Here is a 17,713-nt window from a genome sequence, read left to right as displayed (position 1 = left end):
TCAAGGTGTATTCCGATAATTATACTTGGAAATAACCTGTAATTTTATCTTTTTTCAATACATTTCCTACATAGAAAGGGCCGAACTCGGCAAAGCGCGCGGATGCTTCGTCAAAACGCATTTCATAGACAAGCTTTTTAAATTGAAGGACGTCGTGGGCGAATAAGGTCACGCCCCATTCCCAATCGTCAAAACCGACGGAGCCGGTGATGACTTGCTTGACATATCCCGCGTACTTGCGGCCGACCATCCCATGGCCATACATCAATTGCCCTCGGTCTTTTGCGGGCATCATGTACCAATTGTCGTCTCCTTCACGTTTTTTGTCCATTGGGTAAAAACATATATGTTCCCATTTCGGTAAAATCGGGAAGATACGCTCGCGGATGCTCGGATCCTCGAGGGGGTCTCCTTCGCCTTTGAACATGTATTTGCCCAATTCCACGACGGAGACATAAGAATAAGCCGGAATCGTATATTCAGCTAAGCGCGATTGGTTAAAGGCTTTTTCAATTTGCTCCAATTCTTCCATTGTCGGGCGGAGCAACATAAACATGAGGTCCGCTTTTTGCCCTACGATCGAGTATAGCGCGTAGCTTCCTTCTTCATTCTTTTCATTGTCGATCCACTCGTCGACCATGGCCGTGAATTCAGCCAGTATTTCTTGCCGTTCATCTACCGGTACGCGTTTCCATGATGTCCAATCAATCGAACGGAGATCATGCAGGCAATACCAGCCATCAATGGTCTCTGCAGGTTCAGGCATCGGTATGCTCCTTTCTCTCTTTCCTGTGATGCAAGTCCTATTTTAACACATGGGAATGGGGGAAAGAAAACGGGGCACACCGGGATTCAATAAACGTGACACATTTGTCAATCTCTCGAAATTCATTGTGCATCAGGAAATGTAATATTGAATGCTAAAAAAACCCGTTGCGCGCAGGTCAACGGGCTTTCTGTTCGTATCCCAATATTTTTTTGTTACGCGCATCAATGAGGCTCAATCTTTTTTGGAAACGACTCTCTTCGTTGGAGGACAAACGGGTTGGCGTAATCGTGATCCCGTGGTTATTGAACACCCGTTGCATGCGCGCTTCACTGTCGGCGATTGTCATTTTCCGATTATACAACTCTGTTAAGGAAGCCATCGTTTCAGGCTTGACTTTTGGCGTTGCGGGGCTGTCTTCTCCGCCTGCTATTTGATAAAAATGACGGATGATTTCTGCCCGCTCGGAGCCGTTACCTGTAACGGCGAGATAGACTTGAATGGAGATTCCGCCCCGAAGCCGACGTTGGGAAATGCCCGCGAATTTTTTTCCTCCGATACTGAGATCATAATTGCCCGGACAGTAAGACCCGGCAATTTCCCCTGCCAATATTTCTTTTGCCGCATCATGGTACATTTCCCGGACAACGTTCCACATGAACGTGTAAGCAGCATTGATCGCGAAAGTTTTCGTATCTTTTACGATAAGAGAAATGTTTAAAATTCCCGGATCAAGAAAAACAGCGAGCCCCCCGGAATTACGTACGATTGTTTCGAAACCGTTTTCGTTTTGTTGCTCGATTGCGCGATGGATGGAAGGCAAACGGCTATCCAGTGTTCCGAGCACAATTGTCGGCTTGTGAATCCATGTATGCACGATCGGAAAGGAGTCTTCTTTGCCGACACTTTCGCAAAGGGTGTCATCGTAAGCGAAGGAATGAAGCGGGCTGTAATCCAAGCCCTGCTCCGAATGGTCCAGCCAACGCCATTGCTTTGCCGGCAATGTTTGTAAACTTGTCATGCCACCTAAGCTCCGTTCAAAAAAATTTCAGACCTTCTCAGTATAACATGCAGATGCTTCTAGGGGACATTTGCCGCACCCCTTGAAATCAGAACACTTGTTTGATATACTTTGTTTACACGGCTTTTCGTTTGCTTGCCCCCTTTCTTTCGTTATAATGAAAGAAAAAGAGACGGAAAGGTTGGCTTTGCCATATGAGCAGAGGCAATACAATGTTAAAAGAAGAAAAAGTGTTTAAGGATCCGGTTCATCGGTATATTCATGTCCGTGATCAGTTGATATGGGATTTGATCGGAACGAAAGAGTTTCAACGGTTGCGGCGGGTACGTCAGCTCGGAACGACGTTTCTCACTTTTCACGGAGCTGAACATACACGTTTTAACCACTCGCTCGGGGTGTATGAAATCATGCGGCGAATGATTGAAATTTTTAAAGGCCGACCGCACTGGAATGAGGACGATCGTTTGCTCTGCCTGGCGACGGCGCTTCTTCATGATATAGGGCATGGTCCTTTTTCCCATTCATTTGAAAAAGTATTTGATACGGACCATGAAAGTTGGACACGTGCGATTATTATGGGGCAAACCGAAGTCAATGCGGTTCTTCGGCGAATGGGGGATGAATTTCCGCGCGAGGTCTCGGAAGTGATCGAAAAAACACACCCGAACAAACTTGTCGTCAGCATGATCTCTAGCCAAATTGATGCGGATCGAATGGACTATTTGCAACGCGATGCCTTTTACACAGGCGTCAGTTATGGGCATTTCGATATGGAGCGGATTTTGCGAGTGATGCGGCCATTGGATGATCAGGTCGTTATCAAGAGTACCGGGATGCACGCGGTGGAAGACTACATCATGAGCCGCTATCAGATGTATTGGCAAGTCTATTTTCACCCGGTTACACGAAGCGCGGAAGTGATTTTAAATAAAATATTACGAAGGGCAAAATACCTTTACTTGAATGGATTTGTCTTCAAACAATTTCCGACGCACCTTAAGCCTTTTTTTGACGGGGATATTTCGATTGCGGACTATTTGAAGCTTGATGAAATGATTATCTTTTATTATTTTCAAGTGTGGGAAGAAGAACAAGATGACATTCTTGCCGATTTATGCGGACGTTTTCTGCATCGACGGTTGTTTCAATACGTTGAATTCAACCAACATTTTATTATGAATGAATGGGCAGGATTGCAAGAACGATTTAAAGCAATTGGGGTAGATCCGGATTATTATTTGGTCATTGATTTTTCATCCGACCTCCCCTATGATTTTTACCGGCCCGGGGAAGAGGAAGAACGGATGCCGATCCATTTGCTTATGAATGATCGGAAACTCCGTGAGTTATCACGGCAATCGGATGTTGTCGAGGCGATTTCCGGCAAAAAACGAACGGATCATAAGCTGTATTATCCGAGTGATATATTGTACATGCCCGGCCAAGAAAACGAGAAGCGTGAAATACTGGAGATTTTGTCAGGTTGAGGAGGAAGGCTGTGTGTTGAACCAACATGTCAATGTCTTGTCATTATTACAGAGGGTTGGAGAAATAACCGGACGGAAGAAGTTTCAAAAAATCGTCTTTATCAGTAAAAAATTAGGAATGCCGTTTCATGAGAAGTACGATTTTCATCGCTATGGCCCGTATTCCGAAGAGCTGAGCCTTCGCCTTGAAGAACTGCAACAATTTGGATTTATATCGGAAATCAAAGAAGAAAAGGCAGGGTATTATCAATATCGCTATCAGGTGGCTACAAATGGCGAACATTTTCTGAAAACAAAAGGGAACGATCGTGAAACATTTGAACAACAGCAAAATGTCATTGAAGACATGAATGCTTGCTCATCCAAATTTCTTGAATTGACCGCCACGATCCTTTTTTTGGAACCTGCAGATAAAGAAGACATTATCAAAAAAGTACATATGTTAAAGAAGACGCAAAACTATTCCGAAGGGGATATTGAACAGGCATATGCCCATATTGAACGCTGGAGGCAGCATCTCAATTAAAGTCGCTGAAGGATAACTCAAGGACATCGAAAATGATCCTTGAGTTTTTTAATTGGAAAGATCATTTGGGTTTAACAAAAAGATTACAAAAAGATTACGACAGAACTCGAGCCGTTTCCACATACAACCACATCTATGTAAACATTCCCTTCATGACGCCTGCCTATTAATTTTTGAAAAAACTGTAGGATAGCATAATAGTCTATCCACATTACATTTAAGATACAAAACGGTAAAAGATATTGCCACTTCCAAGTTTAGAATCTATAATGCGATATATGACATTCATAGAAGAATGAAAGACAATACTAATTACACAATTCAGGGAGGTGGCGATTCACTCAGTTAGTGCGTTCGTCTCAGAAACATCTAGTACATATCTATCATCTATGGAAAAAACCTAGTTACGGACGAATAAATGTCGAACAATATATGAGTGAATATCATTATGAAAAAGTATGCTTTAAGTACAGTCGTGGCAGTAGGATTGCTATTCGCACCAAACGCTGCAGACGCATTTAGTGTAGATGCAGACTCCATGTCCGAAGGAGACGTAAATGACTCCGTAAATGAGTTGCAAACAGAATTAAAAGATCTTGGTTACTTTCAAGGTTCCACAGGATCTACGTTCGGTCCGAGAACGCTAAGCGCTGTAAAAGCGTATCAAGAAGATCATGGCATTTCTTCGGAAGCGGGGAACTTCTTTGGGGTTGCAGGACCGCAAACGATCGGTTCGCTTGAAGGTTCTTCCTCAGCTGAAACCACTAGTTCCGACGAAAATTCAAGTTCTTTGTCTAATGGAGACACCGGTGAAGCCGTAAGTGATCTTCAGGCGCAACTTCAAGATTTGGGATACTATGATGGAAGTGTCGACTCCATCTTCGGCCCGCAAACGGAAAGTGCCGTAAAAGCTTTTCAACAAGACCATGGTGTTTCTTCGCCTGCCGGTAACTTCTTCGGAGTAGCAGGATCGGCAACGTTAAGCGCCCTTGAAGGACAGCCGAGCGAGAATACCGGCAACAGTGACAACTCCGGAGACAACTCTGAAGAAGAGAGCAGCTCCGAAGACAATGCTTCCGAGGGCAACGCCTCTGAAGAAGAGAGCAGTTCCGAAGGCAATACTTCCGAGAATAATGCCTCTGAAGAGAGCAGCACCGAAGAAGATACTTCTTCCGAGGGCAGCACTTCCGAAAGTGAAAGCTCTAACGAAGGTGACGGCGGATCCGACAATTCCGGTAGCGACAACGCTGGAAATGAAAGCGACGGAGGGGAAGTCCAAGGCGTTTCAACCGGTGATAATAACTCTGGAAGCTCAGATTCCGGCAACAGTGGTGACGCTGGCGGTGTGATCGATACTGCTATGGCACAGATGGGTACGCCATATAGTTATGGCGCTAACGGTCCGAACGCATTTGATTGCAGCGGATTCATCAACTATGTGTTAGACCAAAATGGACAAGGCCCTGATCATCGTGCGGACACAACTTCTTTGTATAATATGAGCACGCCCGTATCGAATCCGAGCGAAGGCGATCTTGTATTCTTTGACACTAGCGGCGGTGTATCCCACGCGGGTATCTACATCGGAAATGGTGAGTTCATCCATGCAAGTGCATCAAACGGCGTAACGATCGATAGCATCGATGACCCTTACTATTGGGGTGACAAATACCTCGGAGCCGGAAGTCTTTAAGCTTCACAGTTAAATGGGTTAGTTATCAATTACCCCTTGGGGATAACGTTAAAACCGTTATTTCAAGGGGTAATTTTTATATTCTGCGATCAGATAGCGAAAACGTTTGCTTGTTTACGGACGGGGATGTTGTGATACACTGGATAAAAGCAGAATGTCTTCAGTGAGGAGAGGATCTCGTGGAACTTTTTAATAAAAATAAAGAGAAACGTACAGGTTCAGGTTTTAATATATTAAGCGGAGATTCGACAGATGGACACGGTGGATTCGGGGTAGGTTCCCTAAGCCTTGACCATTTAACGCCAGTCATTATTGACCCTGTTGATGAACGAGTGTTTATAGATATGGGAGCCATTCATGCCCGTTCTGAAATTGAAAAGAAAGTCAAGCTGCTCGAAAATAAAGAAGAACTGAACGACCCGAGAGAATATTGGATGGTTTGGGTGACGACCGGCCATACGGAAAAAGGGGAACCAAAGTATGATGGCGTCGGAGCTTGTCGTTTTTATCGGGAAGTTGAGCCTCCGGAAGGCAGTCGTTTTCGCAGAGGATACAAAAGCATGCCTGAACATGTGAACAACATGGATAAAGCTTTAAAAGGCCGGGTCGTCGTGGATCTTATGGATGAAAAATCCCGGTACATGTTGCGGGAATATTTGAAAGGGTTTAGTGAAGAATACTGGAACAATTCGGATGATCAGCTCAAAGAAGCACTGGCGGATTCGTGAATAATAGCGTTAGCCCTTGTATACTAGTTACATGATATGTAGAATAGGAACCAAGAAAAAATACTAAAGTGCGCAGGAGTGCCTATTTCTCTTGCGTATTTTAGTGTCTTTTGACTTAGCATGAGACAACAAAAAAGGAAAATCATAACAGTCCTCATCGTTTTCCAAAATCATCACGTTTCTTTCCTCGTTGGGAAAGGCTCTGTATCGTTACCAAACAAGGGTATAAGGCATGTACATAATCACGAGTTCTTTGGAAAAATCATTTAATCGTGAAAATAGGATCGCTTGCTTTATGGCCGTGCAATTTTTTAACACTAGCAGAATTTATAAATTGTTCAGATGATAGTAATAAGAAGCAATGTGGTTACGCTGCCCGTAGCCACCATCTACGATGAAAATGGATGTTTGCCCAAAACGGAGGTGATCTTCGTCCTCTGGCCCCCAAAAATGAAGTGGAATACTATTTGAGGCGCGTAACTCGCTTCAAAAATTATTCAATATGGTGAATAAACGAGAAAAATCATTGAATATCTCAAAACGATCCTCAAATGTTATCTTCAGAGAAAACCAAGTCTCCCATTGCCTTTGAACCAAAGTGGTTTTTCATATAAAAAGACTTTGACTTTTGGCATCCTAGGCAATAAGTCAAGTTTTTTAATTGTTTTTGATTGATATTGTGCTAGATTTGGGATATTGTGTAACTGCATTCATATTTAATGGGCTTTGTACATTTGATAAAGGAAGGAGCATGTATGTTTAACCGCTTAGAAACGGAACGAAGAAATCCTAAAAGCGAGCACTTGGATGAAATGACTGTCTATGAGATTCTCCGAACGATGAACGAAGAAGATCAATATGCGACGGAGGCGGTAAGGCATGTCTTGCCGGCAATTGCGCCATTAGTGAAAGCGGTTACTAAGTCTTTGCAAACGAAAGGGCGGCTCATTTATGTGGGAGCAGGCACGAGTGGACGGCTCGGGTTGCTCGATGCTGTTGAATGCCGCCCGACGTTTGGTGTGCCATCATCTACCGTCATTGGGCAAATGGCAGGCGGCGAGGCCGCTTTTACAGAAGCAAAGGAGGGAGCGGAAGATTCACGGGGAGCAGGGGAACATGATTTAAAAACCCTTTCCGTAACGGCAAATGATGTCGTGATCGGTCTTGCCGCCAGTGGGCGAACCCCTTACGTTGTGGGTGCTTTGCAATATGCCCGTTCATGCGGGGCTGTGACCGGAAGTGTCGCTTGCAACTTATCAGCCGTCATTAGTGAACATGCGGATTATCCGATGGAGGTGAATACGGGAGCGGAAGTACTCACCGGATCTACGCGATTGAAAGCCGGCACCGCCCAAAAATTGATCTTGAACATGATTTCCACAGCATCCATGGTTGGGGCAGGGAAGGTTTATGAAAATTTAATGGTAGATGTAAAGCCCACGAATGAAAAATTATACAAGCGTTCTCATCGCATTATTATGGAAGCGACAGGTGTAGACGAGGATACGGCGATTACGGTATTTGAAGAGGCCGGCCAACACGTCAAAACGGCGATCGTAATGATTCTTGCTGATGTAAAGGAAAAAGATGCCCGGCAGATGCTTGCACAAGCGGATGGGTTTATTAAAAAGGCAGTGAGAGGCGGGGTTTAAAATGAGAAAAGAGGAAGCCATCGTTCAAGAACTGGTATCCCACTTGGGCGGAAAAGAAAACATAGCCTCCATATCCAATTGTATGACGCGGTTACGGTTGAATTTTCATGACTACGAAAAGGTTCAACTTGATGAAATCCGCAACATGGACGACGTATTGGGCGTTGTGGAAGATGAGACATTGCAAATCGTTCTTGGGCCCGGTACCGCCAATAAAGTGGCCATTGCCCTTTCGGAAACGACGGGTTTAACTGCAGGGGAAGACGAAGATGAACACGTGGCCGAGGATACGAAAACCCAAATGAAACAAAAAAATAAAACACCGGTTAAAAATTTTCTGAAACGAATCGGAAATATTTTTATTCCTCTTATTCCGGCGTTGATCGCTTCCGGGCTTATTAATGGAGGTGCCGGTCTCGCGGAAAACCTCGGGGTAGATGAACAGACGACCTGGTTGCAAATGGCGCAAGTTATCGGCGGAGGACTCTTTGCCTTTCTGAGTATTCTCGTCGGTTGGACGACGGCTCGGGAATTTGGGGGAACACCGGCGCTCGGTGCCGTTGCCGGTATTTTAATTATCAATCCTGAACTGGAAGCCATCACGCTTTTCGGGGATGAACTTGTCGCCGGCCAGGGCGGGGTTTTCGCGGCATTGTTAGCGGCTTGGGTGATGGCGATGGTGGAACGGTTTGTACGCAAATTCGTGCCCGCCGCCTTGGATATTCTCCTAACGCCATTCATTACCGTTCTTGTCGTTGGATTCGCGACCCTTATCGTACTGCAACCGCTTGCTGCCGGATTTTCCGATGTGGTACAAATAGGCATTAACTTCTTGTTGGAGATCGGAGGCCCGATCGCGGGAGCTGTCCTTGCCGGATTCTTCCTTCCACTCGTCATGATCGGCATGCACCATGGATTGACACCGATTCACCTGGACTTTATCGAAACGATCGGCCACACACCGATTCTTACCATTCTTGGCATGGCCGGAGGCGGCCAAGTAGGCGCGGCGCTTGCCGTCTATGTGAAAACGAGAAGCCAGAAATTAAAAGATAGGGTTAAAGGCACAGTGCCGGCAGGTTTTCTCGGTGTTGGGGAGCCATTATTATTTGGGGTAACCTTGCCTCTGGGGCGCCCATTCGTTACCGCCTGTTTAGGGGCGGCCGTCGGCGGAGCTTTCCAGGCTGTCGCTGGCACCGGTGCTACAGGGATCGGCATTTCCGGTTTATCTATGATCCCGATCATCGCGGAGGGACAATATATTTCCTATATTATCGGTTTGTTAATCGCTTATGTGTTTGGGTTCCTCTTCACGTATTGGTTTGGTTTCAAGGAAGAAATGGTCAAAAACTTGGAGTAGAACAACAAGGGTCCCTTTCGGGGGGACCTTTTCATTTACACTTTAAAAATGTTTAACGGTTTATTGTACCATTGAAAGTCGTTTTCCTTCCTATAATGGAACAAAATCGAGTTTATTGTACCATTGGTCGTCACTTTTCTTTCTAAAATGGGACGAAAAGAGGTTTATCGTCCCGTTGGCAACCGTATGTCTTCCTCTATTGGGACAAAATCGGCTTGTTGAATTTCTCTCCGCTTGAACACGAGAACAGGTTTGTCACTCCTCCCTGCGACGTAGAAATGGCGTTGGCCGAAGAATATATGGTCAGCAATTATGCATTATAATCCGAAAGTTCAAAGTCCTTTCCCCTATAAATAATTGAACGGGCTCGGCAGTTTGACCTCCATACTATGGAACAAATCGTGCAAAATGTTCAACCCCCGTACCAATCGACCGTATGCAGTCGTCCATCGATCTGCTTTCGGCGATCATCCTAATTCAGATCGTTTGACCACATCTCACGATTTTTGTGTACAGTTTTTAGGAAAAATTCCTGACCCAGACCACTAGACGCAAGCCAAGTTTTACTAAGAGGTGAAAAAAATGAAAGGTTTTTCCGTTTATTTAGGACAGCAATCGGAAGAAAAGCAGCAACGGTTACTCTCGAAGATGAAACGAGCGGGTTTTCAGACCGTTTTCACATCGCTGCATATCCCTGAAGATGATGCCGGTACATATAAAACTGCTTTGCGTGTGTTAGGGAAGCAAGTGCGCGAACATGAAATGGAATTGTTTGCGGATGTCTCACCTGCATCTTTTTCCCATCTGGGGTTATGTTGGGAACATGCCGGGGAACTTTTGCATTGGGGGGTGAGCGGTCTTAGGGCGGATGTTGGTTTTTCTCCTGATCAAATTGTTTCATTTTCCAAGCAAATGAAAGTAGCGTTAAACGCGGGTACCGTTGATCGGGAAACGCTGCAAAATTATTTGGAAAAGGGTCTTCATGTTGAGAATACAGAAGCCTGGCATAATTTTTACCCACGACCGGAAACGGGATTGCCGTTGCAAGACGTTCAACAAAAAAATGCTTTGTTTCATTCTTTTGGAATCCGGACGGTGGCTTTCGTTGCAGGCGATGGCGTGAAAAGAGGACCCGTATACGCAGGGGTGCCTACCGTTGAAGATCAACGCCATGTCCATCCGTTTGCCGCGGCGCTTGTACTTTGGCGAATGGCGGATACTGATAAAGTATTGGTCGGGGACACGGACATTTCCGAAAAAAGTATGCAGGCATTTCAAATCTTCGAAAATAAGGCCGTTGTGTCTATGATGGTCCGAATAGGCCCTTTTGAAGATGAATCGGTTCAGGCGCTTGTTTTGCAAACGCATCAACAGCGGATGGATAAGGCCGATTATGTGGTGCGTTCACAAACGTCTCGTCCTTATGCGAGGTGCGGAAACGTGAAAATACCAGCGAATGGTGGCGGGGCAAGGCCGACGGGGACCATTACAATAGACAACGAACAATACGGACGCTACCAAGGGGAGCTTCAAATAACAAAAACCGACCTTTCGGCAAGTGAGAAGGTGAATGTTGTCGGTCACGTGTTGGCAGGAGATCTTCCGATATTGAATGTTTTGCGTGAAGGAGAACGTTTTTGCTTTATTGAACGTTTGGAGAAAGAAAGCGAACAGTGAGGGGGCTGTTCGCTTTCTCATGCATTATTCCCGGTTTCGAATTTTAATCATTTCATCGGCTACGAATTGGACTTGTGTCCCGACGACAACTTGTATATTGTGCTGACCGACGACATTGACGCCCGGAACACCGGCTGCTTTAATCTTTTCTTGATCTACTTTATCCATATCGCCCACTTCAATCCGTAAGCGGGAAACACAGTTATCAATGGATGTAACGTTTTCGTCTCCGCCAAGGCCTTCATAAATCTCTTCTGCCATAACGGTGGTTTTATCCTTTTGGGAAGTAGGAGCGGCGTCTCCGGCTGCTGGTTCACTGCCTTCTGTTTGGGCGACCACTTCCTCGTCTTCTCGTCCCGGCGTTTTTAAGTCGAATTTTTGAATTAAGAAACGGAACAGGAAGTAGTAAAGAAAGGCAAAGAACAAACCTTGAACGAGTAACATATACGGTTGATTCGCAATCGGTACCGCCAAACTAAGGGTATAATCCACGAAGCCGGCACTGAAACTGAAGCCGGCGGTCCACTGGAACGTTGCTGCGATGAAGAGGGACAGTCCGGTTAAAGCAGCATGCACGACATAGAGAAGCGGGGCCAAAAACATGAAAGAAAATTCAAGCGGCTCCGTTACACCTGTAAAGAAGGAAGCGAACCCGGCAGCCATCAATAGGGATGCTGCTTGTTTTCTCCGCTTCGTTTTTGCTGTGTGATACATGGCTAAAGCGGCGGCGGGAAGACCAAACATCATGATCGGGAAGAATCCTGCCAAGTAGCGACCGGTAATGCCTTGTTCCCCTTCGCTGTTCCAAAAGCTAGCAATATCATCAATCCCCGCGAGATCAAACCAGAAAACATTATTCAACGCATGATGAAGTCCGGTTGGAATGAGCAATCGATTAAAGAAGCCGTATAAACCTGCGCCGGTTGCACCCATATCCATGATCCAAGTACCGAAGGTAACCAGCCATCCATAAACGATCGGCCATACAAAAAATAATACCGCTGATATGACTAACATGGCACCCGCACTCATAATCGGAACCAAACGTTTGCCACTGAAAAAGGCAAGTGCGTCCGGCAATCGTACATGGCTGAAACGATTGTACATGATCGAAGCTATAATCCCCGACAAAATTCCAATAAACACATTCTCAATGATCTCCTCGTCAAAAGCCATATTGACATTTTCCGGATCAATGCTTAGTAAAGCTGAAACAGATTCGGTTTCCAGCACTTGTGTGGTGACCAAAAAGGCGACAAGGCCACTTAATCCAGCGGCTCCATGTTGATCTTTCGACATGCCAATGGCAACACCGACAGCAAACAAAATACCGAGGCTGCCAAGAATAGCATCACTGCCGGCCATCATATAGTTAGCGATTACACTATCTTCCGCGAAGTTGAGAATCCAGTGGGCGATACCGGCGAGAATCGCGGCAGCAGGCAAGACCGCGACCGGTAACATTAACGAGCGACCGAGATTTTGTAAGTATTTCATCATTCGTTTTCAAACACCTTTCTTTAAGAATGAAATAAATGGAAACTTGTAAAATGAGAATAATCTAAAGATCTTTTTGAAAAAGTTTTCATCCCCCCATGAAAACTTTCAATCTTTCGGGTTAGGGAAAGGGGACAAGTTCCAAGTGCTCCCTAAAATTAAGAAACGTTACTTTGAGAGGTGCGTCAAGCAGGATGTAATCCCTCAAAGCATGGAACGACAGTCCGAGAGGGATAACCACGCTTAAGTAGTCCCTCAAACGTATGGAACGACAGTCCGAGAGGGATAACCACGCTCAAGTAGTCCCTCAAACGTATGGAACGACAGTCCGAGAAGGATAACCACGCTCAAGTAATCCCTCAAACGTATGGAACGACAGTCCGAGAGGGATAACCACGCCCGAGTAGTCCCTCAAACGTATGGAACGACAGTCCGAGAAGGATAACCACGCTCAAGTAATCCCTCAAACGTATGGAACGACAGTCCGAGAGGGATAACCACGCCCGAGTAATCCCTCAAAAGCAAGAATCGCTGTTCTGAGAGGGACAACAAACCTATTAAAATCTCTCAAAGAGGGAATCTAGTTCGGAACCAATCGCAAATGCGTGCTCTCCGATTGATAGTTGTCCGGTATTATGGAAGTTGTGTGGTAATTGCCTTCCACCCAATCAAGGAGCTGATCGTGATAATGGTCACTCAGGACGTGACCGGACTGCCCCGGCGCAACGATGTGTTCACTTTCACTTAAGTCAGCCAGATCCATGATGCCTCGCCAACCTGCACCGTGATTTGTATCTCCTGTTTCCTCGTCATAGCTAGCGGCCATCACGGTAATGCTGCTTCCGTCCACAGGTTCGGGAGAGGAATTAAAGAGCAGGTGAAGGGGCGCCACATCCCCAAGCGGATGATTAAAAGCAGTGCGGTGATAATCTCCCCAAAGCCACGCTTCCGGTTCATCTCCTTGTGCCTCGGAGGCATAATCAACGGCGAGTTGCAAGGCTTCCGTCGCTACTTCAGACAGTCCTCCGTTTTTTTCCATCCACGGTCCCGGGCTTCCCTCAGCTGCGTCACGGATCAATTGATCGACAACATTCACCTCTCCTTCAAAAATATCCAGAATGCTCTCGGGAATGTCCTCCGCAAATAGCACATGCGGAATCGCGTTCATCCATAAATGGAAGAGGAGCGGTCCACTTTCATTTTTGTCATCCACTTCATCCCAAGACGTTAAAATCTTCAGCGCATCCTCATCAATCTCTCGAAGCTCCTCATCCGCGACTGCTGCCGTTAAGATCGGAACAAACTCTTCCGCATGCAGATTTTGTACATCCAGTTGCATGGCTTTCATGTCATCAGCAGCGAAAGAATCGCCGTCATCAAGCATGTCGAGAATGCGTTCATGGCGGTAAGGTTGCGCCCATGTGTGTGATAGATGATAGTCGTAGCCTTCATCGTTGATCTGGTTGTTGGCGGTAGAGATCATGCCTGATTCCGGGTTTTCGATCGTCGGCAATTCATCCCAAGGGATATAACCATCCCAATCATGGTCCCCGGTCCAGCCCGGAACAGGGAAGAGGGCGTCGTCATCGTTCGCGCGGATCGGAATCTTTCCATTGGCCCGGTAACCGATATCGCCATCTGTATCGGCAAATACGAAATTTTGCGCCGGTGAGTGAAAATGTTCCAATGCGGTTGAGAAACTTTCCCAATCATCGGCCCGATTCATGCCGATTAAAGCTTGCATTTCCGTGGACGGTTCATGGGCTGTCCATTTTAAAGCGAGTGCTTCATCGCCGACAACTCCTTTCTCATGGGCATATTCAGAGATTAATGGCCCATGTCGCGAAATAATTGTTTCGTGCAGGAATGGCTCATCATAGCCATCTACTTCAATAAATTCTTCCACCACCTCCGCATTGTACCATTCATCTTCATATAAAAACTGATATGGGTCATCAGGGTTTTGCTTTTCTATATACAATTGCTGAACATCGGGACCTACGTTGGTCACTCCCCAGGCGATGTCTTCGTTGTGGCCAAGTATGACTCCGGGCACACCGGCAAAAATAACCCCTGTAACGTTCACCGATGGGGATTTCAAATGGGTTTCATACCAGATGGAAGGGGTATCGAGCCCAAGATGAGGGTCATCTGCCAATAATGGTGCACCGGATTCCGTATGTTCGCCGGAAATCACCCAGTTATTGCTGCCGTTAAAAGGCTCCGGTTGATAATCCCCGGCAGTGGCAAAAGATGCCTCAATGTCGATATCCGTATGCTTGGCTGTGTCCAGAATTACAGGGCCATCATCTGGATATGTAGGCATTAAATCTAATGCTTCTTCTTCACTTGCATTGTTGGCGAGCCAATGGCGAAAAGCTTGTCCCTGCCAATTGCCGCCTAGATCATAAGCCATAAATTTTCCGATCGTTAGCGTATCGAGTACGGTCCACGGTTCCGGTTCATAGCCGAGCAACCGAAATTCCACCGGGGTTTCATTTTCCGTTTGCATGGTCGAGATATAATCGTTAACCCCCTCGGCATAAGCTTCAAGGATAGCCAGGGTCTCTTCATCATAAGCATCTAATGAAGCCTCGGCAGCACGCTTCAAGCCAAAGGTGCGAAAATAACGATCGGTATCGAGCGCATCTTCGCCAACAACCTCACTGAGCATACCGGATGCTTGTCTGCGGCTCATGTCCATCTGGAACATGCGGTCTTGTGCGGTTACGAATCCTTGGGCATAATACAAATCTTCGTCATTGTCAGCTTCAATGTGGGGGACGCCGTTTTCGTCCCGATACACATCTACGTCGGACGTTAGACCTGAAACTTCATATTCTCCTTCCACTTGCGGAAGCCCGCTCGTCAGTTGGAGGTAAGCCCAAACAGCAGCCCCGCTTGCCAATAAAATCAAGAGAAATAAAGCCGCCAATGTCACTTTCCAAAAGCGCGACAATCGCTTTCGTGGTTTTTCTTCGCTATGTATCCCATTGCTCATATGTCTTTTCACCGCCTTATGTCATTATTTCGCTCATTTGCAGCTGAAATCCTGCAATAGATTTTATTGGAAAATAAAAAAGCGTCCAATCTCGGCAAGATTGGACACTTTGCCTAACTACACATCCGACTCATCACTGCCAAACCAGCGTTTTAATTTGTCCATAAGTTTTTCACTTTCTTTATTTTTTCTCTCCTCGTGTGCTTCTTCTTCCGCTTCTTCGTCATCAAGATACGTGACACATGATTCTTCCGGTGCCGTTTCTTCCAGAAAAGATACGGTATAGGACGGACCACAAGCATCATCGGCCAATAGCCCGGTGTCCAAATCTATGTCCACCTCTTCGACCCCTTCAGGAGTGGAAAAGTCCTGTTTCAGGTGGCCGTCCAACCCGCTTTCAAGAGCATTTACCCAGATGCGCTTGGCAATCTGCCCGTACTCACCGTGGTCAAGCTCGGTGTTGTCATCATAACCAATCCATACACCGGTCACGAGCTCTGGCGTAAATCCGACCATCCAACTATCCGAGGGGGTGGAGCCGCTTTTTCCAGCAGCCGGCCTTTGCAACAAATGGGCAATGGAATGGCCGGTAACAGCCGCGTAATCATTCATGGATGGATCAAACATTAGCTTCATTAAATCGGTCGTAATATAGGCAAGTTCAGGTTCAAACACTTGTTGTTTTTCCGGCTCGGTTTCCAGCAATACGTTGCCCTCGTGATCCTCCACGCGTTCAATCAAACGATGTTCGACCTGCTCGCCACCGTTTGCAAAAGGACTATAACCCTTTGTCAACTCCAACACGTTGACTTCTGATGTGCCGAGCGCAAGCGACAAGTTTGCCGATAACGGACTTTCAATCCCTGCCGCTTCCGCCGTTTCAACGAGGGCCTCCGGTTCTTGGAAGACATTGGTTTTCACGGCATAAATATTATCGGAATAGGCCATTGCTTGTGCCAACGTAATGAAATCATCAGCGTATACTTCATTGAAATTGCCAGGTTCATAACTGCCATCCCCATGCGGGTTAGGAAAAGATGTTGGTTCACTTTTAAGAGGCGTTGCCGCGGTAAACCCATTTTCCAGTGCCGCGTAGTAAAGAAACGGCTTAAATACGGAACCTGGAGAGCGATGTGCATCAACCGCGCGATTGAAAGGACTCTCGCTGTAATTTTTCCCGCCAACCATCGCTTTTACATCGCCGGTTCTCGGGTCTATGGACACGGCAGCTCCTTGTAACGGATCATCGCTTGGCAGCTCTGCTTCCACGTAACGCTCCGTGCTTTCCTGCATATCGGGGTCAATCGTGGTATGAATATCCAAGCCGCCGGCCTCAAGCACGTCAGGATCGAGATCATAGCGGTCCACGAGTTCTCGTTCAACGGCATCTTGAAAATAGGGTGCCGTCGTTTCAAGCTCTTCTTCCTCTGCTGCTTCGTACGTCAGTGTATAGTCGAGCGCTTCCTCATATTCGGCGGTCTCTAGTGCTCCTTGTTCATGCATCATATCCAAAATCATTTGTTGGCGGTCTTCTGCCCGATCCGGATAGACGTAAGGCGAATAATAGGAAGGTCCTCGCGGCAAGCCGGCGAGCAAAGCAGACTGGGCAGCATTCAAATCAGAAGCCGATGCATCAAAATACATCTGTGCGGCTTGTTCAATGCCGTAGGCACCATGACCAAAATTAATCGTGTTGACATACCCTTCCAGAATATCTTCTTTCGGAACGTGCCATTCCAGGCGGAGGGCATAAAGTGCTTCACGGATTTTTCGATCCCATGTTTTATCATGATTTAAAAATAAATTACGAGCATATTGCTGCGTGATCGTACTGGCTCCTTGCGACATGGACATTGATTGAATATTATTTAAAACGGCTGCCCCTATGCGCGTATAATCAAACCCATGATGGTCGAAAAACTTACGGTCTTCCACAGCAATAAAAGCATCGACGACATGGGGAGAAATGTCCTCCAGATCTGTCCACTCCCGTTCTTGTCCTTGATGTTGCTCATTAATGACTTCGCCATCACTGCTATAAAGCGTCGTTGATTGTGATTCTTCCATCGGCGGCGGTCCAAGCGCATAAGCAATGCCAAAAATGACGAGCAAACCAAACGTACCAAGAACCCCCATCCCGATCGTCAGCCGAAAAAGCACATGCCATTTGCTCTTTTTAGTTTTACGTTGACGCCTCGTTGCTGTTTGCACGGCCAGCCCCCCATCTATGACTGATATATGAGTCTGTTAGCAGTGTCGGTTTTTTTAGGGGAAAATAAACGTAGTTATTGCATGCGAGTTTAAA

The 17,713-nt window shown here is 46.3% G+C and carries 12 protein-coding genes; 7 read left to right on the top strand and 5 right to left on the bottom strand.

Annotated elements, in window-relative coordinates:
* Positions 1 to 19: 19 nt before the first annotated feature.
* Together hemQ and HUG15_RS22405 are read right to left on the bottom strand one after the other, a co-directional pair.
* Positions 20 to 766: a hydrogen peroxide-dependent heme synthase gene (hemQ, locus tag HUG15_RS22410; protein ID WP_200126006.1), complete on the bottom strand. Its 747-nt coding sequence runs from the start codon at positions 764 to 766 to the stop codon at positions 20 to 22.
* Positions 767 to 944: 178 nt separating this feature from the next.
* Positions 945 to 1,787, bottom strand: coding sequence for a lipoate--protein ligase family protein (locus tag HUG15_RS22405; protein WP_200126004.1), 843 nt, complete (start codon positions 1,785 to 1,787; stop codon positions 945 to 947).
* A 194-nt stretch (positions 1,788 to 1,981) separates the two neighbouring features.
* Here HUG15_RS22405 and HUG15_RS22400 point away from each other — a divergent pair, with 194 nt between their 5' ends.
* The 7 genes from HUG15_RS22400 to HUG15_RS22370 all read left to right on the top strand — a co-directional run bounded on the left by HUG15_RS22400 (position 1,982) and on the right by HUG15_RS22370 (position 10,910).
* Positions 1,982 to 3,274: an HD domain-containing protein gene (locus HUG15_RS22400; RefSeq protein ID WP_200126002.1), complete on the top strand. Its 1,293-nt coding sequence runs from the start codon at positions 1,982 to 1,984 to the stop codon at positions 3,272 to 3,274.
* Between the two features lie 13 nt (positions 3,275 to 3,287).
* Positions 3,288 to 3,800 carry a YwgA family protein gene (locus HUG15_RS22395; RefSeq protein ID WP_200126000.1) on the top strand — a complete coding sequence of 171 codons (513 nt, stop codon included), beginning with the start codon at positions 3,288 to 3,290 and terminating at the stop codon, positions 3,798 to 3,800.
* Between the two features lie 448 nt (positions 3,801 to 4,248).
* On the top strand, positions 4,249 to 5,493 hold the full coding sequence (locus HUG15_RS22390; RefSeq protein WP_200125998.1) for a C40 family peptidase: 1,245 nt from the start codon (positions 4,249 to 4,251) through the stop codon (positions 5,491 to 5,493).
* A gap of 179 nt (positions 5,494 to 5,672) precedes the next feature.
* The gene (locus HUG15_RS22385; protein WP_200125996.1) at positions 5,673 to 6,221 is read left to right on the top strand and encodes a YwhD family protein; all 549 of its coding nucleotides are present in this window, start codon (positions 5,673 to 5,675) and stop codon (positions 6,219 to 6,221) included.
* A gap of 755 nt (positions 6,222 to 6,976) precedes the next feature.
* Positions 6,977 to 7,873, top strand: coding sequence for an N-acetylmuramic acid 6-phosphate etherase (gene murQ, locus HUG15_RS22380; protein ID WP_200125994.1), 897 nt, complete (start codon positions 6,977 to 6,979; stop codon positions 7,871 to 7,873).
* Position 7,874: 1 nt separating this feature from the next.
* Entirely contained in the window at positions 7,875 to 9,233 is a 1,359-nt protein-coding gene (locus tag HUG15_RS22375) for a PTS transporter subunit EIIC (RefSeq protein ID WP_200125992.1), read from the top strand.
* A gap of 582 nt (positions 9,234 to 9,815) precedes the next feature.
* Positions 9,816 to 10,910 (top strand): DUF871 domain-containing protein, encoded by a 1,095-nt coding sequence (locus HUG15_RS22370; protein WP_200125990.1) that lies wholly within the window; start codon positions 9,816 to 9,818, stop codon positions 10,908 to 10,910.
* Positions 10,911 to 10,934: 24 nt separating this feature from the next.
* Here the strand turns inward: HUG15_RS22370 and nagE are convergent, their stop codons facing one another.
* The 3 genes from nagE to HUG15_RS22355 form a co-directional block, all read right to left on the bottom strand.
* Positions 10,935 to 12,410 (bottom strand): N-acetylglucosamine-specific PTS transporter subunit IIBC, encoded by a 1,476-nt coding sequence (gene nagE / locus HUG15_RS22365; RefSeq protein WP_200125988.1) that lies wholly within the window; start codon positions 12,408 to 12,410, stop codon positions 10,935 to 10,937.
* A 577-nt stretch (positions 12,411 to 12,987) separates the two neighbouring features.
* A complete protein-coding gene (locus HUG15_RS22360; protein WP_200125986.1) occupies positions 12,988 to 15,408 on the bottom strand; it encodes a penicillin acylase family protein in 2,421 nt (806 codons plus the stop codon).
* A gap of 117 nt (positions 15,409 to 15,525) precedes the next feature.
* Positions 15,526 to 17,619 carry a transglycosylase domain-containing protein gene (locus HUG15_RS22355; RefSeq protein WP_246516439.1) on the bottom strand — a complete coding sequence of 698 codons (2,094 nt, stop codon included), beginning with the start codon at positions 17,617 to 17,619 and terminating at the stop codon, positions 15,526 to 15,528.
* Positions 17,620 to 17,713: the final 94 nt, after the last annotated feature.

Origin of the sequence: Salicibibacter cibarius, from assembly GCF_016495725.1 — a bacterium.
GTDB lineage: Bacteria > Bacillota > Bacilli > Bacillales > Marinococcaceae > Salicibibacter > Salicibibacter cibarius.
Note: the sequence above shows the minus strand (reverse complement) of the source record. Positions and strands in the feature narration are given on the sequence as shown.